This is a genomic window from Telluria sp. AC161 (genome assembly GCF_979258535.1).
In genome coordinates, this window is sequence record NZ_OZ409861.1 from 1,432,375 (window position 1) to 1,457,764 (window position 25,390).

The following is a 25,390-nucleotide window of genomic DNA, read 5'->3' on the forward strand; positions in this document are numbered from 1 at the left end:
GCTTATCTCTTTATCGAAACTGGGCGGCGCCCCATTTCGGGGTGGAATCTAACGATACCTTACCTCTAATTAGTGTAGCAAGGACCATAAAATTTCTTGTAGGACAGCGCCGCGTCCGCAGGTAGGAACATCAACGACTATGGCCGCGCCCGCTTTCGGCGAGCATTGGCACAGCCGGAGGCGTGCTGACCATGCCGATGGCTGCCATCAATTCGCTCTGTTCGACCGGCTTGGACACATGGGCCGAGAAACCGGCCTCGAGCGCCTTCAAGCGGTCTTCGGAACGTGCAAACGCCGTCAACGCGATGGCCGGAATCAGGCCACCGGCGTCGCGCGGCAGGGCGCGAACCCAGGCGAGAAACTCTAGGCCATTGACGTCGGGCATGCCGAGATCGCTGATCAGGAGGTCGGGCGGGCTCGCGCGCAGCTGCGCCATGGCGTCCTGCGCGCTGCCGGCCAGCCGCACATTGGCATGGCAATCGGACAGGATGCGCGCAATCAGCTCGCGCGCATCGCGGTCATCGTCCACGACCAGCACCGACATGCCGCGCATGTCGCGCACCATGGGTTCGGGTGCTGGCTCTTGCGCGGCAGCCAGGGTGGCTGACGCCATCTCGGGCAGCGCGCCAGCGCCAAGGTCCGCCTGACGGGACGCGCGTGGCATGCTCGACAGCGCCGCCGGCAGTTCAATCGTGAAGCTCGCGCCCTGGCCAGGCCCGGCGCTCTCGGCGCGTACCGTGCCGCCGTGCTGCTCGATCAGGTGTTTCACGATCGACAAGCCCAGACCCAGACCGCCATGGCTGCGCGTCATCGAGGCATCGCCCTGGCGGAAGCGCTCGAACACGTGCGTGATGAATTCTGGCGCGATGCCCGAGCCCGTGTCGCGGATCGTGATGGCCACCTGGCCGTCGTGATAGCCCAGTTCGATCGTGACCAGCCCGTCGCGCGGCGTGAACTTGATCGCGTTCGACAGCAGGTTCCAGACCACTTGCTGGAGCCGCCCCGGGTCGCCCGCGACGGACGGGATGGCAACGCCTTCGGGGTAGCGCCGCTCGATGCGGATGCCCTTGGCGTCGGCCGCCGGGCGCACCGTCTCGATGGCGGCGTCGATGAAGCCGCCCGGGGCCAGCGTCTGCATGTCGAGCAGCACTTTGCCGGACGTGATGCGGCTCATGTCGAGCAGGTCTTCGATCAGCTGCGCCTGGGCGCGCGCATTGCGCTCGATCGTCGACAGGCCGCGCTGCAGGTCGGCGCCATCGCGGCTGCCGCGGCGCAGCACCTGCGACCAGCCAAGAATGGCCGACAGCGGCGTGCGCAGCTCGTGCGACAGTGTGGCCAGGAACTCGTCCTTCATCTGGCTGGTGCGTTCGGCTTCGGCGCGCGCTTCGCGCTCGTTCTCGAGCAGTACCTTGCGCTCTTCAGCCGCGCGGCTGGCCACTTCGTACAGGCGGATATTGTCGACCGCGATGGCGGCCTGCGCCGCGATGCCGCTGACGATGCGTTCACTGCGTTCGGTAAAGACGTTCGCTTCCGGGTGCCCGAAGAACATCGTGCCAAGCAGTTCACCCGAGCGCGCCATGACGGGCACGGTCAGGTAGCTGCGCACTGGCGGGTGGCCAGCCGGCAGGCCGAATCGCAGCGCGCTGCTGGCCTGGACCGGATCGGCCGCCAGGTCGGCCACGCGCTGCAGGCGGGTGGTGCGCAGGCCCGGGCCGAACAGGGCACTGGCACCCGGTTCGGCGAAGTCCTGGAACTGGGCCGACGTGGCGCCCGACAGCGTGTACAGCGAATACAGCGTGCCTGCGCCACCCTGGCCGTAATGGACGAAGGCAGCAAAGCGCGCGCCGCAGACGCCGCTGGCGACATCGGTGGCGGCCTGCATCACGGCGCGCAGATCGCGCGTCGAGGCCAGCATGCTGCCCGTGCTGTTGAGCAGTTCAAGTACGTGCGATTCGTCGCGCAGCGCCTGTTCGGCGCGCTTGACCTGGTCGACGTCGGTATTGGTGCCAAACCAGCGCACCACGTTGCCATCGCGGTCGTGCACCGCTTCGACCCGCGTCAGGAACCAGCGGAAATTGCCGTCGGCGCCGCGAATGGGAAATTCCATCTCGAACGCCGTGCCGGTGCGCACCGATTCGTCCCAATGTTCGAGCACGGCAGGCAACACCGCCGGGTCATACACTTTTTGCCAGCCCCAGCCCGTCGATTCTTCGGGCGTGATGCCCGTGTATTCATACCAGCGCTCGTTGAACCAGACGATCGAGCCGTCCGGATCGGCCATCCAGGCCAGTTGGGGGATGGTGTTGGCCAGCGCGCGCAATTCTTCTTCGCTCTGGCGCAGGTGGTCGTCGGCCGCGCGCCGGGCACTGATGTCCTGCGCCATGCCCGTCATGCCCAGCACGCCGCCGCCGTCGACGGCGCTGGCGTAGTCGGGGCGGCCGACCAGGGCCACGCAGTGCGCCGCGCCGCCGGGCAGGTTGCCGCGCGCGAGCAGGCGGCATTCGAGATCGAGGTCGGTGCCCTGCGAAAACGCGGCCAGCACGGCGCGCCGGACGACCTTGCGGTCTTCGGGTTGCAGCCGCTCGCGCAGGCTTGGCCACGCCAGCGCCACGTCGGCGGGCAAGCCGAGGATCTCGGCCGCGCGCGCACCGAACGTGACGCGGTCGGTGGCCGCATCCCAGCGCCAGTCGCCCAGGCGCCCGGCAGCGATCGCCAGTTGCAGGCGGTTGTTGTTGTCGATTAAAGCCTGCTGGTCGAGCTTGCGCGCCGTGATGTCCTGGAAATACAGGGTCAGGCCTTCGGGGGACGGGTAGACCCGCATGTCGAGCCAGGCATTCAGGCGGCGGTAATAGAATTCGCGATTGACGGTAACGCGCTGCTCCATCGCGCGCACGCAATCGAGGGCGACCGTCGTGCCGTGCAGATCTTCGAACTCATCCCACAGCCTGGCCCCGACCAGGTCGCCACGTCGCTTGTTGAGTGGCTCGACCATTTGCAGGGCGCGGCCATTGATATAGGTGATGTTCCAGTCGCGGTCCACCGCGCAAAAGCCATCGGTGAGGCTTTCGAGCATGTTTTCCATGCGCTCGGTGGCGCGCTGGAGCGCCTCTTGCGCAGCGACCAGATCTTGGCCGGACACGTCGCGGGCAGTGCTCATGCCGGCCTCCGGAGGTGGCGCGCGATGCGGCGGACGTGTTGTGATGAAGAGTTCATGCCGGGGTTGCCATGCGCCCGAAGCCGGGCAGGATGCGTTTCATTGTAGACCAGCCGGGCGGGTCCGACTCACACTTTGTGAATGCGGACCGTTTCGCCTCTCGGTCAGCGTCGGCCCGGCTGACGCACTACCTTGGCCAGCGCATCCTGCAGCTGGTCGATTTCATACGGTTTTTGCAGCGACTGGTACGGGAACTCGAGGTGCCGCAGCAGCGTGTCGCCGTAGCCCGACGCGAAGATGATCGACAACGCCGGGTCGTCGTTGATGGCGCGCTGCACCAGTTCGACGCCGGACATGCCGGGCAGGCTGACGTCGGAGAACAGCACGTCGTAGCGCCGGCTCGCCAGCAGCGTCAGGGCATCGTCGGGATGTGCGACGCCGTCGGCTTCGTGGCCGAAGGCCTTGAGCATCTCGCATACCAGGTATTGCGAGTCGACATTGTCTTCGACGACCAGGATGCGCAGGCCTGCATCGTCGACCGCTTCCTGGGCCGGCTGCGCAGTGGCCGGCGCCAGGGCGATCTGCACGCCACGCACAGTGCCGGTTTCGTCGCGCACCGGGGACAGGCGCAGGTCGAAACGATTGTCTGCATTGCCGTCGAGGCGGCGGAAGGGCAGGGCGGTGTCGGCCAGCACACCTGCCTCACCGCGCCAGGCTGCAGCCAGCGCCGCACCGGCCGCAGCCAGCGGTGGCGGCATGACCGGCGGGACCGAGCCGCCCGGCACGCGGCCATAGCCGGGACCGGCCAGGGAGGCGTAGGCCTCATTGAATACCAGGACCGTTTCCGGTCCCCATACCAGCAGGGTCGGGAGCGGCGAATTGAGCAACAGATCGCTGCACAACCGCAGCGGCAACGGCCAGCGGGCAGCGTCGCCCAGGGCAGTCGTGCTCCAGTCGTAGGAAGCGGTGCTCCGGGCGGAAAGGTCGAGGTCGGGCATGGATTGTTGTAAAAACGAAAATATGGGCGGCATCCTACACCAAACGGCATGCAACTGCTTGGGCAACCGTGCGCGCAAAAAAAAAGCCCGCTTCGTGAGAGGCGGGCTGAATCTATTTCCTGGGAGGAGAATAGAGGAGACAGTGCAATCATGCTGCAATGCGGCAAATCAGTCCAATTTATATTTCCAATAACCGTCATTGGTTTAATCAATATCCCGGGGATGTTGTCAAGAACCGCGTTGTGGCGTGTGCGCACTTGGTGCGATCGAGAAAATGTTCTACGATGGCAACTATGCCACCTTTTTCGTTGTACGTTTGTGCCTTTGCCGCACTGTTGTCGACCGCCTATTCCCTTGATGCAAGCGCGCAGGATGGCTCGGGCCCGCTGCCGTGGGCCGATTATTCGCTCGAACAATTATCCGATATCGCCGTGACGTCCGTCTCGCGCCAGAGCGAGCCGCTGGCGCGCGCGGCGGCGTCGGTGTTCGTCATCAGCGCGGCGGACATCGCCCGTTCGGGCGCGACCACGCTGCCCGAAGTTCTGCGGCTGGCGCCGAATCTCCAGGTCGCCCGCATCAATACCCATGAATACGCGATCAGTGCCCGCGGATTCTTGTCGCCCCAGGCCAACAAGCTGCTCGTGATGATCGATGGCCGCAGCGTGTATTCGCCGTTGTTCTCGGGTGTGGTCTGGGAAATGCAGGATGTGGGGCTGGAAGACGTCGCGCGCATCGAGGTGGTCAGCGGGCCGGGCGGCACGGTGTGGGGCACGAACGCCGTCAATGGCGTCATCAATATCATCACACGCAGCGCGGCCGAGACCCACGGCGGCGTCGTCACGGCGCACGCTGGACCGGACGAGCATGGCGCCAGCGTCCGCTACGGCGGGCAGTTCGAGAACGGCCCGCACTGGCGCGTGTATGCCAGGCAAACGCGGATCGAGGCCGATCGCAGCGCGCCGGCTGACACCCCTGACAATCGCATGGCGCGCGAGCAGGCGGGCTTCCGTCTCGACTGGGAAGGCAGCGAACAGGATGTCACGCTCAGCGGCGATGTGTACCAGGGACGCCTGCGCAACACGTCCCTGTTATCGAGCGGGACAATGTCCGGCGCCAATCTGCGGGCAGAGGTCCAGCGCGACCTCGCTGATGCCGGCCAGGTGCGCCTGCATGCGTGGCTCGATCAGACGCGCCGCAGCAAGCCGGGCGTGGGAATGCAGCAGATCGACACGGTCGATGTCGAAGCCCAGCACCTGGTGCGCTTCGGTGCACATGGCATCACGTGGGGCGGCGGCTATCGCAACAGCCGCGACCAGATCGACGGCGGGCCGGTGCTGCGTTTCACGCCGGCGCGCCGCAACCTGCGCTGGTCGCACCTGTTCGTGCAGGATGAATTGACCCTGACGCCGACGCTGCGCGCCGTGGCCGGCATGCGCGTCGAACACAATGTGTATACGGGCAGTGAGTTGCTGCCGAATCTGCGCCTGGCATGGGACGCGAGCGATCAGGCAACGCTCTGGGCAGCCCTGTCGCGCACGGTGCGTGCGCCGTCGCGCATCGACCGTGATCTGTTTCTCGTCAATCCGGCCTCGCCGCGCCAGTTCCTGATTGCCGGCGGCGCCGACACGGTGGCGGAAACGGCGCGCGTGGCCGAACTGGGATACCGCGCCCAACCCATGCCGACCCTGTCGTATTCGGCCACGCTGTTCTATACCGACTTCGAGCGGCTGCGTTCCCTGGAGCCGGCAACGCCCGGTGTTCGGTTGCCGTATGTCATCAGCAGCCTGGGCAAGGGCAACTTGCGCGGCATCGAATTCTGGGCCAGTTGGCAGGCCGCGCGCGGCTGGCGCCTGCACGCCGGCGGCGTGCTGCAGGACGTCGACATGGGGCGCGAGCCGGCCAGTCGCGACACCACCGGGTTGTCCGGCCTGGGCGGGAATGATCCCAACCTGACCTGGACCTTGCGCAGTGCGCACGATCTGAGCGAGCGCATCTGGGCAGATTTTTCACTCCGTTACGTCGCACGACTGCCGCAGCTGGCCGTGCCAAGTTATCATGAGCTCGACGCGCGGATCGCGTGGCAAGTGCGTCCCGATCTCGAGCTCGCCCTTGCCGGGCGCAATCTGTTGCATGCCCGCCACGCCGAATTTGTCGCGGCAGGCAGCCGCCAGTTGCTTGAGCGCACGGTGTTTGCCAGCGCCACGCTGCGTTTTTGACGTGCGAATGGATTTCATGACTATCAATCAACCAGCTTGTCTGCCGCGCCGCAGGGCGTGCCTGGCCTTGATGCTGCCGCTGCTGGCCAGCCTCGGCCTCGGCGCGCCCGCGCACGCGATCGTGGTCGACGCTGCGCCCGTACTCGAACGACGCGTCAAGGCCGCTTTTTTGTACAAGTTTCTGGGGTATGCCGATTTTCCGGCCGGCTCGTTTGCCGATGCGACGACGCCGGTCAGCATTGGCGTGGTAGGCGCCGACGACATGGCGGCCGAGCTGGCCCGGATTGCCGCCGGGCGTCTGGTGGCGGGGCGCATGATCACGGTGCGCGCGCTGCGCGAGCAGGATCTGGCGCAGCCGCTGCATGTGTTGTTCGTGGCCGGCCAGGATGACGCGCGCGCCGCGCGCCTGCTGCGCGCCGCCAATGCGCAGTTGACCGTGACCGAATGCGAAGGGGGGCTGCGCAGTGGCAGCGTCATCAATTTTACGATCGTCGATGATCGGGTGCGTTTCGACGTCTCGCTCGATGCGGCGGAAAAGAAGAATTTGAAGCTCAGTTCGCGCCTGCTGACGGTAGCGAACCGTGTGCAAAAAGGAGCCACGTGATGTCTATGCACGATACCGGCTCCGTGCGCAGCAAATTGATCCTCATGGCGGTGTCCACCACCGCAGTGGCGTTGCTGTGCGCGGGTATCGCCATGCTGTTGCTCGACCTGCGCACCTTCCAGCGCTACTGGATCGACGATCTGACCACCCAGGCCGACATCGTCGCCAGTGTGACCGCACCGGCCGTCTCGTTCAACGACCCGGCCGACGTGGCGCAGAGCCTGACCCTGCTGCGCGTGCGCCCGCAGATCGTGGCCGCGGCCGTGTTTACCGCCAATGGCACGCGCTTTGCCACCTACGTGCGCAGCGGCGTCAAAGCCAGATTGCCCGAGCGGCCAGAGCCGGCCGGCTACCGGATCGAGCGCGGCGAAGTCGTCATGTACCACGACATCGTCGAAAATGGCGACCGGGTCGGGACCGTGTACCTGCGTTCGCGCTACGGCGTACTGGACCGGGCTCTGAGCTACGGTGCGATCCTTGGCGGCGTGCTGCTGGGCGCCCTGGTGATCGCCGCGATCGTCGCCTCGCGCCTGCAGGCCTCGATCACGCGGCCGCTCGAAGCGGTCACCGATATCGCGCGCCAGGTCATGCTGCGGCGCGACTTCAGCCTGCGCGTGCCGGGCCACCAGAAAGGCGAAATCGGCGTGCTGGTCGAGGCCTTCAACGACATGCTGGCCGAGATCGGTCGCCGTTCGGACGCGTTGCAGACGGCCAACCGCACGCTCGAACACGAGATGAACGTACGCCAGAAGGCCGAGGGCGCGCTGCTCCTGGCCGACCGCCGCAAGGATGAGTTCCTGGCGACGCTGGCGCACGAACTGCGCAATCCGCTGGCGCCGATCCGCACGGGGCTGGATATCCTGCGCATCCGCAGCGGCGACGCCCAGGCGACCCAGCGCGCGACCGACATCATGGAACGCCAGCTGCGCCAGATGGTGCGGCTGGTGGACGACCTGCTGGACGTCTCGCGCATCAATACCGGCAAGTTCACGATCAAGATGGGCCGGGTCGAACTCAAGGCCGTCGTCAATGACGCGCTCGAAGTGGTGCGCTCCTACATCGAACTGCACGGGCATGAGCTGGTGCTCGAATTGCCCGATCGCCCCGTGTTCCTGCACGGCGACGCGACGCGCCTGGCCCAGGTGCTGTCGAACCTGCTCAACAATGCGGCCAAGTACACCAACCGGGGCGGACGCGTCGTGCTCAAGGGCGAAGTCGACGAGAACACCCTGATCCTCGAAGTGGCCGATACCGGCATCGGCCTGGCGTCCGAGATGCTCGACTCGGTGTTCGACATGTTCGTGCAGGTCGATTCGACGCTCGAACGCAGCAATGCCGGCCTGGGCGTGGGCCTGTCGCTGGCGCGCAAACTGGTCGAGCTGCATGGCGGCACGATCACGGCGCACAGTGAAGGCCTCGGCCATGGCAGCCGCTTCGTCGTGCGTCTGCCGATCGTCGTCGAACCGGAACCGCCGACCAAGCCGACCCCGGCCGCCTTCATCAGCGCCGAAAGCTACCGCATCCTGCTGGCCGACGACAACGTCGACTTCGTCAACAGCATCGGCGCGCTGCTCACGGCCATGGGGCACAGCGTGGTCATCACGCACAACGGGCCCGATGCGCTGGCCGCCGCCGCGCGCTTCTGTCCGGACTACGCCTTCCTGGATATCGGCCTGCCGCACATGTCCGGTTACGACCTGGCGCGCGGGATCCGCAAGCTGCCCACCGGCGCGCTGACCGTGCTGATCGCCGTCACGGGCTGGGGTCAGGAAAAAGACCGCCAGCTGGCATTCGAGTCGGGCTTTGACCATCACATGGTCAAGCCGGTGCGCTTCGAGCAGATCGAGGAAATCCTGGGCAGCCGCAGCATCATCAAGAAGCTGCGCACCTGAGTGTGATGCGTCGTCTAGCAGGGCAGGGCAAGCCTGTCCTCTGGATGACGTGGTGATGTCGAGGACGATGTAAAAAACCAGGGCGCAAAGAAAAATGGCTCAGAATTTCTTCTGAGCCATTCTCTTGAAACTTTGGTGCGGCTGGCAGGAATCGAACCCACGACCCCTTGGTTCGTAGCCAAGTACTCTATCCAGCTGAGCTACAGCCGCCCGAAGCACGCATTATAGCAGCATGTGCCGGATTGGCAAAGTCTGCCGTGTTTCAATATGCTCGCGTGCCGGGAGACGTCTCGACCGACCGGGAAGCAGCAGAAACTGACGCGCAAAGAAAAATGGCTCAGAATTTCTTCTGAGCCATTCTCTTGAAACTTTGGTGCGGCTGGCAGGAATCGAACCCACGACCCCTTGGTTCGTAGCCAAGTACTCTATCCAGCTGAGCTACAGCCGCCCGAGGCACGCATTATAGCGGGGTGTAGTGATCTTGGCAAACTTCTATCGGGACTTTGTTTCTGCCGGCGTCGGCGAGGCCTCAGATTCGTCGCAGGGCGGCGATGATGACCGCATCGTTCGGATTGCCCAGCACCGTCTCCAGCAGCGCCATCGGCACCAGGTGCACGGCCTGGCTTTCCCAGCCCATCAGCGCCGGATTGCCGCCCAGGCGCCGCGCCAGGTAGTAGCGCGTGAGCGTTTGCGTGCGCCGGCAGTCGATCAGGTGCCGGACGATCTGCACGCGCAGGCCGGATTCCTCGAACGCTTCGCGGATCGCCGTCGCTTGCAGGCTGATGTCCGGGTCGACACGGCCCTTGGGGAAGGTGGCGTCATAGCCGCCAAAAGCGTTCGACGGCGCCACGGCCCACACACGGCCATCGTCTTCCACGATCACGACGCCTGCAGCAGGCGCGAATCCCGCGGGCACGGCGAAGGGCGGCTCGTCGATGACGGCCTGGCCAGGGACCATCTGCCAGTCGGCGTTTGTGGTCGGGATGTCGAGCCAGGGCGCAAACGGCACGTCGTTCAGTGACGCAGGCAGGGCGCCGAGCGGGATCACAGTGGCAATGCTGGCCGGGTCATCCCAGGTGGCGGTGGCTGTTGGCGTCGACGGGTGTGCGATACGTACCCGCGCACCGTGCTCATCGGGTTGGGGATGGAAAGTGGCCATTGTTGGGGAGTGTATTGGGAATAGCGTGTGACACGGGCCCAAATGCAATAAGGGCACTTCTTGCGAAGTGCCCTTATCTTGAAAAGGTTTGGTGCGGCTGGCAGGAATCGAACCCACGACCCCTTGGTTCGTAGCCAAGTACTCTATCCAGCTGAGCTACAGCCGCCCAATGCGAGCATTATAGCGGGCGCGGAGCATCTTGCAAAGACTGATTATTCATTCGTCATCGCCGATGCAACCGGCGCCCGGAAAAAGGCGCAGTCATGTTCAATAGAGGAGGGCTTTGAACTGCTGAGCAGCCATCGGGCTCATCAACAGATAACGTTGACAGCGCCAAGAAAAAGGGCCAGATCTCGCGATCTGGCCCTTCGTATTTTCTGGTGCGGCTGGCAGGAATCGAACCCACGACCCCTTGGTTCGTAGCCAAGTACTCTATCCAGCTGAGCTACAGCCGCCCGAGGCACGCATTATAGCAGCGACATTTTATTTCTGGAAGACTCAAATTATTTCACGGCAACAAAGTCCTCTGGTAGATTGGTTGCAGCGCAAATCGATCGGATGACCATGCCAGGTTCTACCTGGGCTGCCTGTAGCAGCCTGTTTCGTTTCACCTTCTTCCTGCTGCTGGCGCTTGCCTTGCCGGCCGACGCCAGCCAGCGCAATCTGCGCTTCGAGCGCCTGTCGGTCGAAGAAGGCCTGTCGCAGCACTCGGTGATGAGCATCCTGCAGGACCGCCAGGGCTTCATCTGGTTCGGCACCCAGGCCGGCCTGCACCGCTACGACGGCTATCGGCTCGTCATCTTCCGCAACGACGCCAATGATCCTGCCAGCATCCCGGACAACTTCATCTCTGCCTCGTACGAAGATCCGGCCGGGGGCCTGTGGTTCGGCACGAAAGGTGGGCTGGCGCGGCACGATCCGGCGACCGGCCGGTTCGAGCGGTTTGCGCTCACCCAGCCGGGCCGCACCGTCAAGCGTTCGGTGGTGGCGATCGTGCCGGGGCCCGATGGCGCGCTGTGGCTCGCAACCAATGACGGCGTGGTGCGCTTCGACCCGAACACGGGCCAGCAGCGCAACCATGTATCCGATCCCGACAACCCGGCGAGCCTGCGCGACAACCGTGTCAACGCACTCGCCTTCGACGGCCGCGGGGCGCTGTGGGTAGGCACCGCCGCCGGCCTGGACCGGCTCGACCCGGCGAGCGGTCAGGTCATGCGTTTCACGATGGCGCCGCCCGATGACGCCGACCGTAACGCCGTGCTGGCGCTGTCGATGGGCCCGCGCCAGACGCTGTGGATCGGTACCGCGGCGGGCCTCGAGGCCTGGCGCATCGACGGCGATGTGCCGCAGCGCCGCCGGATCGGCGCGGCGGACGGGATGCGCGACGCGCGCATCAGAACGCTGTACCACGACAACGGTGCGCAGCTGTGGGTCGGCACGTCGGCCGATGGCCTGAAGTGGCTCGATCCGTCCAGCGGCCGGTTTACCGGCTACCGTCATTTGCCGCAGGACCGGCACAGCCTGTCCGACAATATGGTGTCGGCGTTGCTGGTCGACCGCACCGGGACGCTGTGGGTCGGCACGTATTTCGGCGGGATCAACCGCACCGACCTGGCCAGCGGGGGCTTCGCGCGCTTTGGTGAAACGGAAGGGATGGGTCGCGCCAGGGTGCGCGCCATCGTCGACGATCCTGCCGGACGTTTGTGGCTGGGCACCAGCGGTGATGGCCTGATGCTGCTCGATCCGGCCGCGCGCACGACCCGGCGCTTCGGCACCGATGCGTTTACGGGCAAGTTCGTCACAGCGCTGACGCAGGCCGGGGGGCGGCTCTGGATCGGTACACCGACCGGGCTGGCGTGGCGCGATGCGCGCGGGCGCATGGGGCGGGTCGAATTGGGCCAGAGCCCGGGCGCCAACCATGTACAGGCACTGCGTGAGGGCCGCGACGGCACGCTGTGGGTGATGACGCGCGATGGCCTGTCGGCCGTCGCGCCTGGCGCCACGATCGCGCGCAACTGGCGCAACGTGCCGGGCGACGCGACGAGCCTGGGCGACAATTACGGGTTTACCCTGGTCGAGGACCGGCGCGGCGTGCTGTGGATCGGCACCGAATCGGGCCTGGAGCGCTTCGATCCCGTCAGCGGCACGTTCAGCCGCTTTCGCCATGATCCGAACGACAGTACGAGCCTGCGTCACAGCCGCGTCTACCATCTGCTCGAATCCAGGGCAGGCGACCTGTGGGTCGGCACGGCAGGGGGCTTGCACCGGATGGTGCAGGCTGGCGGACGCACGTCGTTTCGTTACTACCCGTTCAGCAGCCTGGACGCGCAGTCGATCGGCGCCATCCTCGAAGACAACGACGGCATCATCTGGGTCAGCACCACGGCCGGCATCACGCGCGTCGATCCGGTCACCGGCCAGACCAAGAGTTATAACGCCAAGGATGGCCTGATCGATGGCGCCTATTTCGTGGGCGCGGGCCGACGCGGCGCCGATGGGCAGCTGCACTTCGGCGGTGTCAGCGGCGTCACGTCGTTCAATCCGGCCGATGTACGCGACAATCCGTTCCCGCCGACGGTGGCGATTACCGACCTGCAGGTGCTGAACCGCTCGCGCGGCATCCACAACCTGGCGGCGCAACGGGCGATCACGCTGTCGCACCGCGATACCGTGATCTCGCTCGAATTCGCGGCGCTGCACTACGCCGACCCGATGGGCAATCTGTACGCCTACCAGCTCGAAGGCTTCGACGCCAACTGGGTCAATACCGGCGCGGGACGGCGCTTTGCCACCTACACCAATCTCGATCCCGGCCATTATGTGTTCCGGGTCCGGGCCAGCAACAAGGATGGGCTCTGGAGCAAGGAGGCAGCCACGCTCGCCATCACGATCACGCCGCCGTACTGGAAGACATGGTGGTTCCGTACGCTGGCCGTGGTGCTGGTGGTGACGCTGTCGTACCTCGCCTATCGGCTGCGCATTGGCGCGCTCGTGACGCGCCAGGGCTTGCTCGCGCGCGAAGTCGACGCCCGCACCGGCGAGCTGCTGCTGCAGAAGGAAGCGGCCGAACGGGGCAAGCGCGAGGTCGAACGCCAGAAGGAATCGGTCGAGCGCGCGCACCGCAATATCGCGCTGCTGTCCGAGATGGGACGCATGCTGACCACGAACCTCGACCATGAGGCGATCATGCTGACGCTGTATCAGCACGTCAAGGCGCTGATGGATGCACCGCTGTTTGCCGTCGCGCTGCGCCAGGGCGAGCGCGGCGTGCTCGAGCTGCCGTTCGCGATGGCGTTCGGCCGGCGCGAGACGCCGCGCGAGTTGGCCTTCAATCCGGCCGGACACCTGCTGGCGCGTTGCGTGGCCGAGAACCGGGCATTCCTGCTGGCGGACGTCGACACCGAATTGCCGGCATGTCTGCCCGGCGCCCCCGACCTGGCTGCCGGGGTGGCGCTGACCGCGCCGGCGACTGCGCTGCCGATGCCGCGCTCGCTGCTGTGCGTGCCGGTGACGGCGGGCGAGCGTGTGCTGGGCGCGCTGACGGTGCAAAGCCTGGAGGCAAGCGCCTACGGCCAGGTCCACCTCGACATGCTCGGCACGCTGGCCGCCTACGTCGGCGTGGCCATGGACAATGCCGAAGCCTATGCGCGCCTGAAGGAAACCCAGGTGCAGCTGGCAGCGCAGGAACGCCTGGCATCACTGGGCTCGCTCGTGGCCGGTGTGGCGCACGAACTCAATACGCCGATCGGCAACAGCCTTCTGATGGCCAGCACGCTGCAGGAACGTACGCATGCGGTGGCGGCGCAGTTCGAGGCGACCACGCTCAAGCGGTCCGACCTGGCCGACTACATGGGCGCGGCGCGCGACGCGTCACAGCTGATCGTGCGCAGCCTGCACAATGCGGCCGAACTGGTAAGCAGCTTCCGCCAGGTCTCGGTCGACCAGGCCAGTGCCCAGCGGCGCCGGTTCGATCTGGCCCAGGCCTGCCATGAAATCGGCGCGACCCTGATGAATACGGTGCGCCTCGCCGGGCACCGGCTCGACATCGAGGTGCCGGCCGGGATTGTCATGGACAGTTTTCCTGGCCCGCTGGGCCAGGTGATCATCAACTTCGTCAACAACGCGATGCTGCATGCGTTCGACAGCCCCGGCGGCGTCATGACGCTGACGGCGCTGGAAACCGATGGCCGCGTCGCGCTCACGTTCCGCGACGACGGCCGCGGCATCGACCCGGCCCACCTGGGCCGCATCTTCGATCCGTTCTTCACGACCCGCATGGGCCAGGGCGGCACCGGCCTGGGACTGAACATCGTCTACAACATCGTCACCACGCTGATGGGCGGGACGATCCGCGTCGTGAGCCTGCCGGACGCCGGCACCGCCTTTTTGCTCGAACTGCCGCAGAAAGCGCCCGAGGCCCTGGCGTCCCCGGTCAGCGCCGCGCCCTAGACGACGTTGATCGGCGTGCCGGCATGCCACGCCTCGATATTATCGACCAGCATGTCGGCCAGCGTCTGCATCGCACCGAAACTGGCCCACGCGATGTGTGGCGTGAGCAGGAAGTGCGGCAGGCGCAGGCGCAGCAGCGGATTGTTCGAACCGGGCGGCTCTTCGCTCAGGACGTCGAAGCCGGCGGCGATGCGGCCTTCCATCAGCACATTCGCCAGCGCCGCCTCGTCGACCAGGCCACCGCGCGCCGTGTTGATCAACAGCGCGCCGGGCTGCATCAGAGCGAGCTCGCGCGCGCCGATCATGTGGCGCGTGGCGTCGGTCAGTGGCAGGTGCAGGCTCACGACCTGTGAGGTGGCCAGCAATTCGTCCAGCGGCAGTTCCGTAATGTCCGTGTCCGTGATCGGCGAGCGCGAGGTGGCGACGACCTCCATGCCGAAAGCGCGTGCGATGCTGGCCACTTGCCGGCCCAGCGCGCCGTAGCCGACAATGCCCAAACGCGTGCCGGCCAGGTCGCCGATCGGATGGTCGAGCAGGCAAAAGCGGCTCGAGGTTTCCCACTTGCCTGCCTCGACGTCGGCGGCGTAAGCGCGCAGGTTGCGGCGCAGCGCCAGGATCAGCGTGAAGCAATGCTCGGGCACCGACACCAGCGAATAATTCCGGATGTTGGCTACCACGATGCCGGCCGCGCGGCAGGCCGCCAGGTCGACATTGTCGGTGCCGGTCGCGGCGACGGCGACCATCTTCAGGTCGGGCAGGCGGGCGATGGCGTCGGCCCGCAATGGCACCTTGTTGGTGATGGCCACGGTGGCGCCGGCCAGGCGCGCCACGACATCCTCGACGGCGGTGGCGGCATGGTCCTCCCACGCATGCTCGAAGGCAGGTATGCGGACATTGGCGCGCAGGCTGTCACGGTCGAGAAAAACGATTCGCTGCATGGTGTCCTTTCGCGGTTGGCGGCTTGCCGTGATCATAACAGCCCCTGTCAGCGTGAGTTGCCGTACAGTCCGCGGCGCGCCACGGGGCTACGCTGGCAATCATCGAATTTCCCAGAGGTTGCCATGACGGACGCGCTCAAAGCCTACAAAGCCAAACGCAATTTCGATATCACGACCGAGCCAGCCGACGGCGGGAAGGCGGGGCAGGACGTGCTCACCTTCGTGATCCAGAAGCACTGGGCCAGCCGCCTGCACTACGATTTCCGGCTCGAGCTCGACGGCACGATGAAAAGCTGGGCCGTGCCGAAAGGCCCCAGCTACGATACCCATGACAAGCGCATGGCCGTGGAGGTCGAGGACCATCCGATCTCGTACTCGGATTTCGAAGGCACGATTCCCGCCAAGCAGTACGGCGCCGGCAAGGTGATCATCTGGGACAAGGGTACCTGGGAGCCGCTGGAAGACCCGCGCGCGGGCTTTGCCAAGGGCAGCATCAAGTTCGCGCTGCACGGTCACAAGATGCACGGCCGCTGGACGCTGGTGCGGATGAAAGGTCGTGGCGAAAAACAGCCGCCGTGGCTGCTGATCAAGGAGAAGGACGATTACGCACGCCCGGCCGCCGAATTTTCGCTGGTCGACGAACTGCCCGACAGCGTGAAGGCGTTGCCGATGCCGAAGCGCGCCGCGCAGAAGGTCGAGGCGCTGCGCGAAGAAGCGAAGGCGGCGCCTGCAAAGAAGGCGCCCGCCAAAAAAGCCCCCGCCAAAAAAGCGGCAGCAAAGAAGGCACCGGCAAAGCGCGCCACGACGGAAGACGCCAAGTCGCCCCTACCCGCGAAATTCTCGCCCGAACTGGCCACCCTTGTCGACGCACCGCCGCCGGATCCCGAGAACTGGCTGTTTGAAGTGAAATTTGACGGCTACCGGATGCTCGCACGCATCGAGGAGGGCGCCGTGCGTCTCATCACGCGCAACGCCAACGACTGGACCGAAAAACTGACGCCGCTGAAGGAAGAGCTGGAACGCATGGCGCTGCCCGACGGCTGGTACGACGGCGAAATCGTCGTCCATGACGCCGCCGGCAAGCCCGACTTCGGCTTGCTGCAGGCAGCGTTCGACGGCAACGGCGCCGTCGACATCGATTACTTCCTGTTCGATATTCCGTACTTCGACGGCCACGATCTGCGCGAGATGCCGCTGGTCGACCGCCGCACGGTGCTCGAACAGGTGCTCGAGAACGCCAAGTCCGACAAGGTGCGGTTCTCTGCCGAATTCGGGGCCAAGCCGGATGAACTGATTGTTGCTGCCTGCAAGATTGGCCTCGAAGGCGTGATCGGCAAGCGGCGCGACGCGCGCTATGTGTCGCGCCGTTCGCCCGACTGGATCAAGCTCAAATGCGGCCGGCGCCAGGAATTCGTTATCGGCGGCTTCACCGACCCGAAAGGCGCCCGCACCGGCATCGGCGCGCTGCTGCTCGGCGTCCATGACGAAAATGGTGTGCTGCGCTACGCCGGCAATGTCGGCTCGGGCTTCAACCATGCGACCCTGACCAGTATCGCGGAACAACTCGAGGCGCTGCGCACCGACACGAGCCCGTTCCCGCCGCGCGCAGTGCCGGGGCGCGCCCATCACTGGGTCAAGCCCGTGCTGGTGGCGGAAGTGAGTTTCTCGGACTGGACGAGCGGCGGCGCCGTGCGCCATCCGGTGTTCCAGGGACTGCGCAAGGACAAGCCGGCCAGGAACATCACGCGTGAGCAGGCGCTCCCGGTGGAAGCTGTCGTCGACGAGGCAGCGGTTGACGAACCGGTGGCCGCGCAGGGCAAGCTGCCGGCATCGCTGAAGATCACCAATGGCGAGCGCGTGATCGACAAGGCGTCGGGCGCCACCAAGCTGGCGCTGGTGCGTTATTACGCGCTGGTGGGTGACCTGATGATGGAACATCTGAAAGGGCGCCCGGTCTCGCTCGTGCGTGCGCCCGAGGGCGTGGGCGGCGAGCTGTTTTTCCAGAAGCACGTCGACGTGCGCAAGATGACTGGCCTGCGCGACCTGGACCAGGCGCTCGACCCGGAGCATCCGCCGATGCTCGAAGTGGCCACGCCGCTGGGCATCCTGTCGTCGGCGCAGTGGAACGTGGTGGAGATACATACCCAGAATGCGTTCAAGGGCAGTTACCAGAAACCGAACCGGATGGTGTTCGACCTCGATCCGGGCGACGGCATCAAGTGGCCCGAGATGCAGGAAGCAGCGCAGCTGATGCACGCCTTCCTGGATGAACTGGGTTTGCCGGCGTTCCTGAAAACCAGCGGCGGCAAGGGCTTGCACGTCGTGGTACCAATCAAGGGCAACCATGACTGGGACACGGTCAAGCGCTTCTCGCAGGCGATCGTGCACCACATGGCGCAAACGCTGCCCGAGCGCTTTGCCTTCAAGAGCGGCCCGAAAAACCGGGTCGGCAAAATCTTCATCGATTACCTGCGCAACGGGCAGGGCGCGACGACGGTGGCCGCATGGTCGGCGCGTTCGCGTCCGGGGCTGGGGATCTCGGTGCCGCTGGGCTGGGACGAGCTGGACACGCTGACGTCGAGCGACCAGTGGACGATCGCCAATGTGCACGAGCGGCTCGATGTGGGGAATACGCCGTGGCAGGACTACGCCACGGCGGCCAGGACACTGACCAAGGCGATGAAGCAGCTCGGGTTCGTGCCGTAGGGGTAGGGCGAGCGCGGTGCGCTAGGCTTCGTTCCGGAAGATGCCGCGCACGTTCATGGCCAGCAGCGCGACCTGCAGCGCGATGAGCGCCCACGCTTCGTCGTGCAGGCCCCAGACGATCCACAGCACATTGCTGAAGATGAAGGTCCAGAAGCCCAGGATACGGCGCTCGGCGCGCTTGGCGCCGACCAGGTAGGCGGCAATCAGGCTGACGGCCATCGCAGGCCATTGGAGAAAGTCGATGAATCCGTCCATCCTCACGCCGCCTTCTTGCGCGCAGGCGCCTTGCTAACTGACTTGGCCGCCGTCTTCTTCGCTGCTGGCTTGGCTGCCGGTTTAGCCGCTGCCTTGGTGGCAGTGGCACGGGCCCCTGATGTCGCCGCCGCCTTGCGCGCACGTGGCGGCGGCTGGTCATCGTCGCTATCCTCGTCGTCGGCCGGCTTGCGCGACTTGCGAGGTGGCGGATCGTCGTCATCATCATCGTCGTCAAGGGCGGCCAGCGCCGCCTTGGCCGGCTTCTTGCCAAGGCTGGCCTGGAGCAGGGCGACCAGGTCGATGACCTTGCCGGTGGTGCGCTTTTCCTTCTCAGGCTCGGGCTGCGTGATGGTCTTGGTCTGCTTGGCCTTGATCTTCTTCTTGACCAGGGCCAGCACGTCTTCGCGGTAACTGTCGTGGTACTGTGCTGGCGCCCAGTCTTCGCTCATGCCCTCGACCAGGGCCATCGCCATCTTGAGTTCCTTGACGGTGACGGCAGCCGTTTTGGAATTGGGCGACGGGATCTTGAGTTCACCCGCGTCGCGCATCTCGTCCGGATAGCGCAGCGTATTGAGCACGATCGTGTCGCCCACGCAGATCAGCGCCGCCAGATGCTGCTTGACGCGGATGACCACGTGCGCGATCCCGATCTTGCCCGCTTCGCGCAGCGTCTCGCGCAAGAGCGCATAGACTTTCGCGCCGCCTTTGCCGGGCGCCAGGTAATAGGGCTGGTCGTAGTAGATCAGCGGCACGTCGCCGGCATCGACGAAGGCCTGGATGTCGATCGTCTGCGTCGCTTCCGGGTTGGCGCGGCGCAGGTCTTCGTCCGACAGCACGACGTACTCGCCGTCCTCGTACTCATAGCCCTTGACGATGTCGTCCCACACGACTTCCTTGCCATTGCCCTTGTTGTAGCGTTTGAACCCGACCGGCGAAAAATCACGCCGGTCGAGCATCGTCAGGTCGAGCCCCTTGGTCTCGACCGCGGGGTACATATCGACCGGAATGTGGACCAGTCCGAAACTGATCGCGCCCTTCCACATGCTGCGTGCCATTGCCTGCTCCTCGCTGTGGGTCCGTTATTCGCCAACGACGCCGGTCACTGGCAACACGATGCCCGTGATGTAGCCCGAGCACACGGGCGAGGCCAGGAACACGTAGGCGGGCGAGAGTTCTTCAGGCTGGGCCGGGCGCCGGTAGTCGGTGCTGGCGCCGAATTCGGTGATGTCGTCAGGGCCCTTGTCGGCCGGGTTCAGCGGCGTCCAGACAGGGCCTGGCGCCACCGCGTTCACGCGGATGCCCTGGTCGAGCAGGCTGCCGGCCAGCGACATCGTGAATGCGTGGATCGCGCCCTTGGTCGACGAATAGTCGATCAGCTTGGCCGAGCCTTTCAGGCCGGTGACCGAGCCCGTATTGATGATCGACGCCCCGCGCTTGAGGTGCGGCACGACGGCCTTGGCCATGTGGAAGTAGCCGAAGATATTGGTGCGGAAGGTTTCTTCGAAACGCTCTTCGGTGATATCGAGGATCGAATCGGCGTGTTCCTGGAATGCGGCGTTGTTGACCAGGACGTCCAGTCGGCCAAACTCCTTGACCACCTGCTGCACGGCGTCGTTGCAGAATGCCGGATCCTTGACGTCACCCGCGATCGTGATGCAGCGGCGGCCTTCGGCCTCGATGCAGCGCTTGGTTTCTGCCGCATCGACATCTTCGTTCAGATACATGACCGCGACATCGGCGCCTTCCCGTGCGAACAGCACCGCGACTGCGCGTCCAATGCCCGAGTCGGCGCCGGTGACGATGGCGGCCATGCCGTCAAGCTTGCCGCTGCCCTTGTAGCCCTCGGCCATGAATTTTGGCTTGCTTTCCATATCGGCTTCGAGCCCCGGCTTGGCCAGGTGCTGCGCCGGCATTGGCGGCGCTGGCTGGTCAACCCCGGTCTGGACGGCTTCTTTGCTCTCGGAGTCGTTCTTCTTGGCGTCGCGCGCGTCCTGTTCTTCCTGGATGGCGCGCTGCTTTGCTGCCACGTCGTCTTGATGTGCCATGGTGGTTCTCCCGTGAGTGTGGTTTCGTTTGCAAGAGTATTCGGCGCGCACCCTGGTGCGACGGTGCGCTCCCACACACAGGACGACAATTGCTATGCTTGGCACGCCCGCTTATGGCAAACTTGCCGTGCAGCCATGCCGACAGGGCGCGGCTGGACCTACCTCTGGAGAATCACCATGCATCAAGAAGACGGCGCGCGCGAGGACTTTACCTGCGTCTTCGTCAATCCCGTCGGCCAGCGCCGCGCCGATTTCCAGCACGGCTGCGATGGCATGTTCGCCAATCTGCGCGTGGCGGCAGGGGCCGAGCAGGCGCGCGCGCTGCTGGCGCGCGAACCGGCCGACCTGCTCGTGCTGGACCTGGAACGCTGCGACCTCGCCATCGACCTGGCGGCGCTGGGCGCCCTGGTCGCCGAGCGCGCCGGCGCGCCGGTGCTGGTGCTGTGTCCTTTCACGAACGCGCGCTGGCTGCCGGCGCTGATGGCCTTCGGTCCGCTCGACTATGCCATCGGCCCGCTGCGCGCGCAGCAGACCCGCGCGCTGCTGGCCGCGCGCATGCGCGCTGGTTTCAGTGTCGCGGCCCCAGGCTTGCCCACACCATCGGAAACCGAACTGCGCACACTGCTGGCAGTGCGCAGCGCCTGTCAGCAGGCACTGGCCGATGCCGACGACAGCGCGCGCTTTGCCGAGCACCTGTGCGCCGCGCTGGCCGGCTGGCCGGGCGTCGTGCATGCGGCGCTGTTCCAGCACCGCGATGGCGACCTGCATCTCGAGGCCGAGCAGGGTGTGGAAGGGCTGCACCTGATGGCTCTGCTCGCGCACGATGGCCGCTTGCTGCACTCGCCGCTGCGCCATGCCTTCCCCGGCCTGCTGGCGGCAGCGACAGGCGAATTCACGCTGCTCGATACGCTCGACAAGGCGGGAGAGCCGGCGCTGGCGGCGCGCCTGGACACCTTTGGCGCGCGCATGGTCGTCGGCGTGCCGATCCCGGCACCCGGGCCGGGCAAGCCGATGGGTTCCCTGTGCCTGCTGTTTGGCGACGCGCGGCCTTTTTCGCCCGCGCAGTTGCAGGCACTGGACGATCTGGCCGGGCTGGCCGCGCATGGCCTGCGCATGGCCGAGGTCACGCGCGAGAACGAGGCGCTGCTGGCGCGCATCACGCATCTCGCCACGACCGACGCCCTGACCGACCTGGCCAACCGCCGCCACGGCGAAGGTTTACTTGAACAGGAAATCAAGCGTGCACGCCGCTACCGGTTGCCGCTGGCACTGATCGTCTTCGACATCGACCGCTTCAGCCAGATCAACGACACGTTCGGTCACCCGGTGGGCGACCTGGTGCTGCGTACGGTGGCTGATACGGCGCGCGCGCTGCTGCGCGCGAGCGATGTGCTGGTGCGCTCTGGTGGTGAGGAATTCCAGGTCATCGCATCGCACACAAGCGCGATTGACGCGCTGAAGATGGCCGAGAAGCTGCGCGCGGCCATCGAGCAGGTCGAAATACCCGGGTGTGACCACGTGACGATCAGCCTCGGCGTGGCCCAGTTGGGCGAGGGCGAGAGCGGCGACTCGATGGCAGTACGTACCCACGCTGCATTGGCGCGCGCCAAACGGGCCGGCCGCAACTGCATCGAGCTGGCGATGTCCTGACGCGTTCGGGTGCAGCGCGCACCTTCGCGGTGCGCATCGCTGGCAAAACAGGCGTCCCACGCCACGTAAGGACGCTGGCACGCATCGTGCTGTTTCATCAAGCATGCGCGATTGCACCTCCACCGATGCACCCACCGTCTTCCCCGCCTGGCAAGCCAGCCTGGCGCTGGGCTTCGTGCGCGATGGCGCCACGACGCGCCTCGTGCGCCGCACGCACCGCGGGCCGCTGCGGGTCCAGAAGGCGCTGTATCCCGAAGGCCCGGGCGCCTGCCACGTCATCGTCGTACACCCGCCGGGTGGCGTGGTCGGGGGCGACCGGCTCGAGATCGATGTCGACGCCGGCCCCGCATGCAGCGTGCTCGCCACCAGTCCCGGCGCGGCCAAGTGGTACCGCGCCAACGGCCGCGTGTCGCAGCAGGCGGTGCGCCTGCGCGTTGGTGCGGGCGCCGCCATCGAATGGCTGCCGCAGGAAACCATCTTCTATGACGCGGCCAGCGTCGATCTCGACCACGAGGTCGATCTGGCTGCTGGCAGCACCTATATCGGCAGCGAAGTGCTGTGCTTCGGCCGCGTGGCCGCCGGCGAAGCGTTCACACGTGGACGGATAAGCCAGCGCACGCGCATTCGCCAGGAGGGCCGCCTGCTGTGGTGGGAGCAGGGCATCCTGACTCCCGACGGCATTGCCAGCCCCCTCGGCATGCGCGGCCATGCGGTGTGCGCGACCTTGCTTGCTGTCGGCCGGCCCGTGCCCGCCGCGCTGCAGGCGCACGTACGCGCGCTCGACCCGCAGCTGGCCTCGAGCCAGGTGAAGTCGGTGTTCGTCGCGCGTTATCTCGGCCACGACGGCGAAGCGGCGCGCGCCGTCATGGCGCAGGTGTGGGCGTTGCTGCGGCCTTATCTGCTCGAGCGCCCGGCGTGCCCGCCGCGCATCTGGCTCACCTAGACTGGCTCACTTGATACGGACCCGCCCATGGACCTGACGCCCCGCGAAAAAGACAAGCTGCTGATCTTTACCGCTGCGCTGCTGGCCGAACGCCGGCGTGCGCGCGGCCTCAAGCTCAATTACCCCGAAGCCGTGGCCCTGATCACGGCCGCCATCATGGAAGGCGCGCGCGATGGCCGCAGCGTGGCCGAGCTGATGAGCGAAGGCACGACGATCCTCGCGCGTGGCGACGTGATGGAAGGCGTGCCCGAAATGATCCCCGATATCCAGGTCGAGGCCACGTTCCCGGACGGGACCAAGCTCGTGACCGTCCACCATCCGATTCCCTAGCCGGAGCCCAGCGTGATCCCAGGCGAATACTTTCTAGACGACGGCGATATCGAACTCAACGTCGGTCGGCGCACGCTGACCGTGGTCGTGGCCAATGCGGGCGACCGGCCAGTGCAGGTCGGCTCGCACTACCACTTTTATGAAGTCAATCCGGCGCTGCAGTTCGAGCGGGACAGCACGCTCGGCATGCGGCTGAACATCGCGGCCGGCACGGCGGTGCGCTTCGAGCCGGGCCAGCGCCGCACGGTGGAACTGGTCGACCTGGCGGGCGAGCGGATCGTGCATGGTTTCCAGGGCCGCGTGTCAGGGCCACTGCCCGCGGCCGTGCCTTTCATCCCAGGGGAGGGATGATGGTCACGCTCAGCCGCCAGGCCTACGCCGACATGTATGGCCCGACCACGGGCGACCGCATTCGCCTCGCGGACACCGAGCTCGTGATCGAGATCGAGCGCGACTTCGCAACCTATGGCGAAGAGGTCAAGTTCGGCGGCGGTAAAGTGATCCGCGACGGCATGGGCCAGTCGCAGCGCCTGCGCGAGGGCGTGATGGACACAGTCATCACCAACGCCGTCATCGTCGACCACTGGGGCATCGTCAAGGCGGATATCGGGATCAAGGATGGCCTGATTGCCGCCATCGGCAAGGCCGGCAACCCGGATATCCAGCCGAATGTCACGATGGCCATCGGCGGGGCGACCGAGATCATCGCCGGCGAAGGCATGATCGTCACGGCCGGCGGCGTCGATACGCACATCCATTTCATCTGCCCGCAGCAGATCGATGAAGCGCTGTACTCGGGCATCACGACGATGCTGGGCGGTGGCACCGGACCCGCGGTCGGCACGGCCGCCACGACCTGCACGCCGGGCGCCTGGCACATTCATTCGATGCTGCAGGCGGCCGACGCGTTCCCGATGAACCTGGGCTTCTTCGGCAAGGGCAATGTCAGCCAGCCCGGCCCGCTCGAAGAGCAGGTCCATGCCGGCGCCGTGGGCCTGAAGCTGCACGAGGACTGGGGCAGCACGCCCGCGGCGATCGACAACTGCCTGTCGGTGGCCGAACGGCTGGACGTGCAGGTGGCGCTGCACTCCGACACGCTCAACGAGGCGGGCTTTCTGGAGTCGACCGTGGCGGCGTTCAAGGGCCGCACGATCCACACCTTCCATACCGAGGGCGCGGGCGGTGGCCACGCCCCGGATATCATCGCGGCCGTGGGTTACGACAACGTGCTGCCCTCGTCGACCAATCCCACGCGCCCGTTCACGGTCAATACGCTCGACGAGCATCTGGACATGCTGATGGTCTGCCACCACCTCGACCCGGCGATTGCCGAAGACGTGGCGTTTGCCGAGTCGCGCATCCGGCGCGAGACAATCGCCGCCGAGGACATCCTGCACGACCTGGGCGCGATCTCGATGATGTCGTCGGACTCGCAGGCGATGGGCCGCGTGGGCGAGACGATCATGCGCACCTGGCAGACGGCGCACAAGATGAAGGCCCAGCGCGGCGCGTTGGCAGGCGACTCGTCACGCAACGACAACGTGCGCGTCAAGCGCTACATCGCCAAGTACACGATCAATCCCGCCATCACGCACGGCATCGCGCACGTCGTCGGCTCGCTCGAGGTGGGCAAGATCGCCGACATCGTGCTGTGGCGGCCGGCCTTCTTTGGCGTCAAGCCGTCGATGGTGGTCAAGGGCGGCATGATCGCCGCCAGCCTGATGGGCGACCCGAATGCATCGATCCCGACGCCGCAGCCGGTGCATTACCGGCCCATGTTCGGCGCCTTTGGCGGCGGCCTGCGCAAGTCGTTCACCTTTGTTTCGCAGAGTGCGTTCGACGCTGGCATCGCAGGCACGCTGGGACTGAACAAAACGACCATTGCCGTGCGTGGCACGCGTGGCCTGCGCAAGCGCGACATGATCCACAACGGCGCCACGCCGCACATGGAAGTCGATCCCGAAACCTATGAAGTGCGCGCCGACGGCCGCCTGCTGGTGTGCGAAGCGGCGAGCGTGCTGCCGCTGGCGCAGCGTTACTTCCTGTTCTAG

At 65.9% G+C, this 25,390-nt stretch carries 17 protein-coding genes and 4 tRNA genes; 10 read left to right on the forward strand and 11 right to left on the reverse strand.

What is annotated here, in order from left to right; translation table 11 throughout:
* Positions 1–130: 130 nt before the first annotated feature.
* Both ACZ0AJ_RS06535 and ACZ0AJ_RS06540 read right to left on the reverse strand, forming a co-directional pair.
* Positions 131–3,157, reverse strand: coding sequence for an ATP-binding protein (locus tag ACZ0AJ_RS06535; RefSeq protein WP_499454271.1), 3,027 nt, complete (start codon positions 3,155–3,157; stop codon positions 131–133).
* 161 nt (positions 3,158–3,318) lie between these two features.
* Positions 3,319–4,152 carry a response regulator gene (locus ACZ0AJ_RS06540; protein WP_499453300.1) on the reverse strand — a complete coding sequence of 278 codons (834 nt, stop codon included), beginning with the start codon at positions 4,150–4,152 and terminating at the stop codon, positions 3,319–3,321.
* 293 nt (positions 4,153–4,445) lie between these two features.
* Between ACZ0AJ_RS06540 and ACZ0AJ_RS06545 the strand changes: the two genes are divergently transcribed.
* From ACZ0AJ_RS06545 to ACZ0AJ_RS06555, 3 genes are read left to right on the forward strand one after another with little or no spacing between them, the layout of a single operon-like run.
* Positions 4,446–6,368 carry a TOL_0244 family TonB-dependent receptor gene (locus tag ACZ0AJ_RS06545; protein ID WP_499454273.1) on the forward strand — a complete coding sequence of 641 codons (1,923 nt, stop codon included), beginning with the start codon at positions 4,446–4,448 and terminating at the stop codon, positions 6,366–6,368.
* A gap of 16 nt (positions 6,369–6,384) precedes the next feature.
* Positions 6,385–6,972, forward strand: coding sequence for a TOL_0243 family YfiR-like periplasmic protein (locus tag ACZ0AJ_RS06550; RefSeq protein WP_499453304.1), 588 nt, complete (start codon positions 6,385–6,387; stop codon positions 6,970–6,972).
* Positions 6,972–8,864: a sensor histidine kinase, YfiR-like protein-associated gene (locus ACZ0AJ_RS06555; RefSeq protein ID WP_499453306.1), complete on the forward strand. Its 1,893-nt coding sequence runs from the start codon at positions 6,972–6,974 to the stop codon at positions 8,862–8,864. The genes ACZ0AJ_RS06550 and ACZ0AJ_RS06555 overlap by 1 nt, the downstream gene beginning before the upstream one ends.
* Positions 8,865–8,997: 133 nt before the next feature.
* On the opposite strand, the gene ACZ0AJ_RS06560 is transcribed toward ACZ0AJ_RS06555, so the two are convergent.
* From ACZ0AJ_RS06560 to ACZ0AJ_RS06580, 5 genes are all read right to left on the reverse strand, one after another.
* Positions 8,998–9,074, reverse strand: a tRNA-Arg gene (locus ACZ0AJ_RS06560).
* A 161-nt stretch (positions 9,075–9,235) separates the two neighbouring features.
* Positions 9,236–9,312 (reverse strand) — tRNA-Arg (locus ACZ0AJ_RS06565).
* An 81-nt stretch (positions 9,313–9,393) separates the two neighbouring features.
* Positions 9,394–10,023 carry an NUDIX hydrolase gene (locus tag ACZ0AJ_RS06570; RefSeq protein ID WP_499453308.1) on the reverse strand — a complete coding sequence of 210 codons (630 nt, stop codon included), beginning with the start codon at positions 10,021–10,023 and terminating at the stop codon, positions 9,394–9,396.
* Between the two features lie 89 nt (positions 10,024–10,112).
* Positions 10,113–10,189, reverse strand: a tRNA-Arg gene (locus ACZ0AJ_RS06575).
* A gap of 212 nt (positions 10,190–10,401) precedes the next feature.
* A tRNA-Arg gene (locus ACZ0AJ_RS06580) sits at positions 10,402–10,478 on the reverse strand.
* A gap of 109 nt (positions 10,479–10,587) precedes the next feature.
* On the opposite strand from ACZ0AJ_RS06580, the gene ACZ0AJ_RS06585 reads away from it, so the two are divergent.
* Positions 10,588–14,472 (forward strand): sensor histidine kinase, encoded by a 3,885-nt coding sequence (locus tag ACZ0AJ_RS06585; RefSeq protein ID WP_499454276.1) that lies wholly within the window; start codon positions 10,588–10,590, stop codon positions 14,470–14,472.
* On the opposite strand, the gene ACZ0AJ_RS06590 is transcribed toward ACZ0AJ_RS06585, so the two are convergent.
* Entirely contained in the window at positions 14,469–15,410 is a 942-nt protein-coding gene (locus ACZ0AJ_RS06590; protein ID WP_499453314.1) for a D-2-hydroxyacid dehydrogenase, read from the reverse strand. The two genes, ACZ0AJ_RS06585 and ACZ0AJ_RS06590, sit on opposite strands and share 4 nt — an antisense overlap.
* 123 nt (positions 15,411–15,533) lie before the next feature.
* Here ACZ0AJ_RS06590 and ligD point away from each other — a divergent pair, with 123 nt between their 5' ends.
* The gene (gene ligD / locus ACZ0AJ_RS06595; protein ID WP_499454278.1) at positions 15,534–18,116 is read left to right on the forward strand and encodes a DNA ligase D; all 2,583 of its coding nucleotides are present in this window, start codon (positions 15,534–15,536) and stop codon (positions 18,114–18,116) included.
* A 21-nt stretch (positions 18,117–18,137) separates the two neighbouring features.
* Here the strand turns inward: ligD and ACZ0AJ_RS06600 are convergent, their stop codons facing one another.
* Genes ACZ0AJ_RS06600 through ACZ0AJ_RS06610 form a run of 3 tightly spaced genes read right to left on the reverse strand, consistent with a single transcriptional unit; the run spans position 18,138 to position 20,416 of the window.
* Positions 18,138–18,371, reverse strand: coding sequence for a hypothetical protein (locus ACZ0AJ_RS06600; protein WP_183551521.1), 234 nt, complete (start codon positions 18,369–18,371; stop codon positions 18,138–18,140).
* 2 nt (positions 18,372–18,373) lie between these two features.
* Positions 18,374–19,426: a non-homologous end joining protein Ku gene (gene ku, locus ACZ0AJ_RS06605; protein ID WP_499454281.1), complete on the reverse strand. Its 1,053-nt coding sequence runs from the start codon at positions 19,424–19,426 to the stop codon at positions 18,374–18,376.
* A gap of 24 nt (positions 19,427–19,450) precedes the next feature.
* Positions 19,451–20,416, reverse strand: coding sequence for an SDR family oxidoreductase (locus tag ACZ0AJ_RS06610; RefSeq protein WP_499453316.1), 966 nt, complete (start codon positions 20,414–20,416; stop codon positions 19,451–19,453).
* Between the two features lie 177 nt (positions 20,417–20,593).
* Here ACZ0AJ_RS06610 and ACZ0AJ_RS06615 point away from each other — a divergent pair, with 177 nt between their 5' ends.
* From ACZ0AJ_RS06615 to ureC, 5 genes are all read left to right on the forward strand, one after another.
* A complete protein-coding gene (locus tag ACZ0AJ_RS06615) occupies positions 20,594–22,066 on the forward strand; it encodes a GGDEF domain-containing protein (protein WP_499454283.1) in 1,473 nt (490 codons plus the stop codon).
* Positions 22,067–22,169: 103 nt separating this feature from the next.
* Positions 22,170–23,009, forward strand: a complete 840-nt coding sequence (locus ACZ0AJ_RS06620; RefSeq protein ID WP_499453322.1) for an urease accessory protein UreD — start codon at positions 22,170–22,172, stop codon at positions 23,007–23,009.
* A 27-nt stretch (positions 23,010–23,036) separates the two neighbouring features.
* The gene (locus ACZ0AJ_RS06625; RefSeq protein WP_183551533.1) at positions 23,037–23,339 is read left to right on the forward strand and encodes an urease subunit gamma; all 303 of its coding nucleotides are present in this window, start codon (positions 23,037–23,039) and stop codon (positions 23,337–23,339) included.
* A 12-nt stretch (positions 23,340–23,351) separates the two neighbouring features.
* On the forward strand, positions 23,352–23,690 hold the full coding sequence (locus ACZ0AJ_RS06630) for an urease subunit beta (protein WP_499453324.1): 339 nt from the start codon (positions 23,352–23,354) through the stop codon (positions 23,688–23,690).
* Positions 23,690–25,390: an urease subunit alpha gene (gene ureC / locus ACZ0AJ_RS06635; RefSeq protein WP_499453326.1), complete on the forward strand. Its 1,701-nt coding sequence runs from the start codon at positions 23,690–23,692 to the stop codon at positions 25,388–25,390. Before ACZ0AJ_RS06630 ends, ureC begins: the two co-directional genes overlap by 1 nt.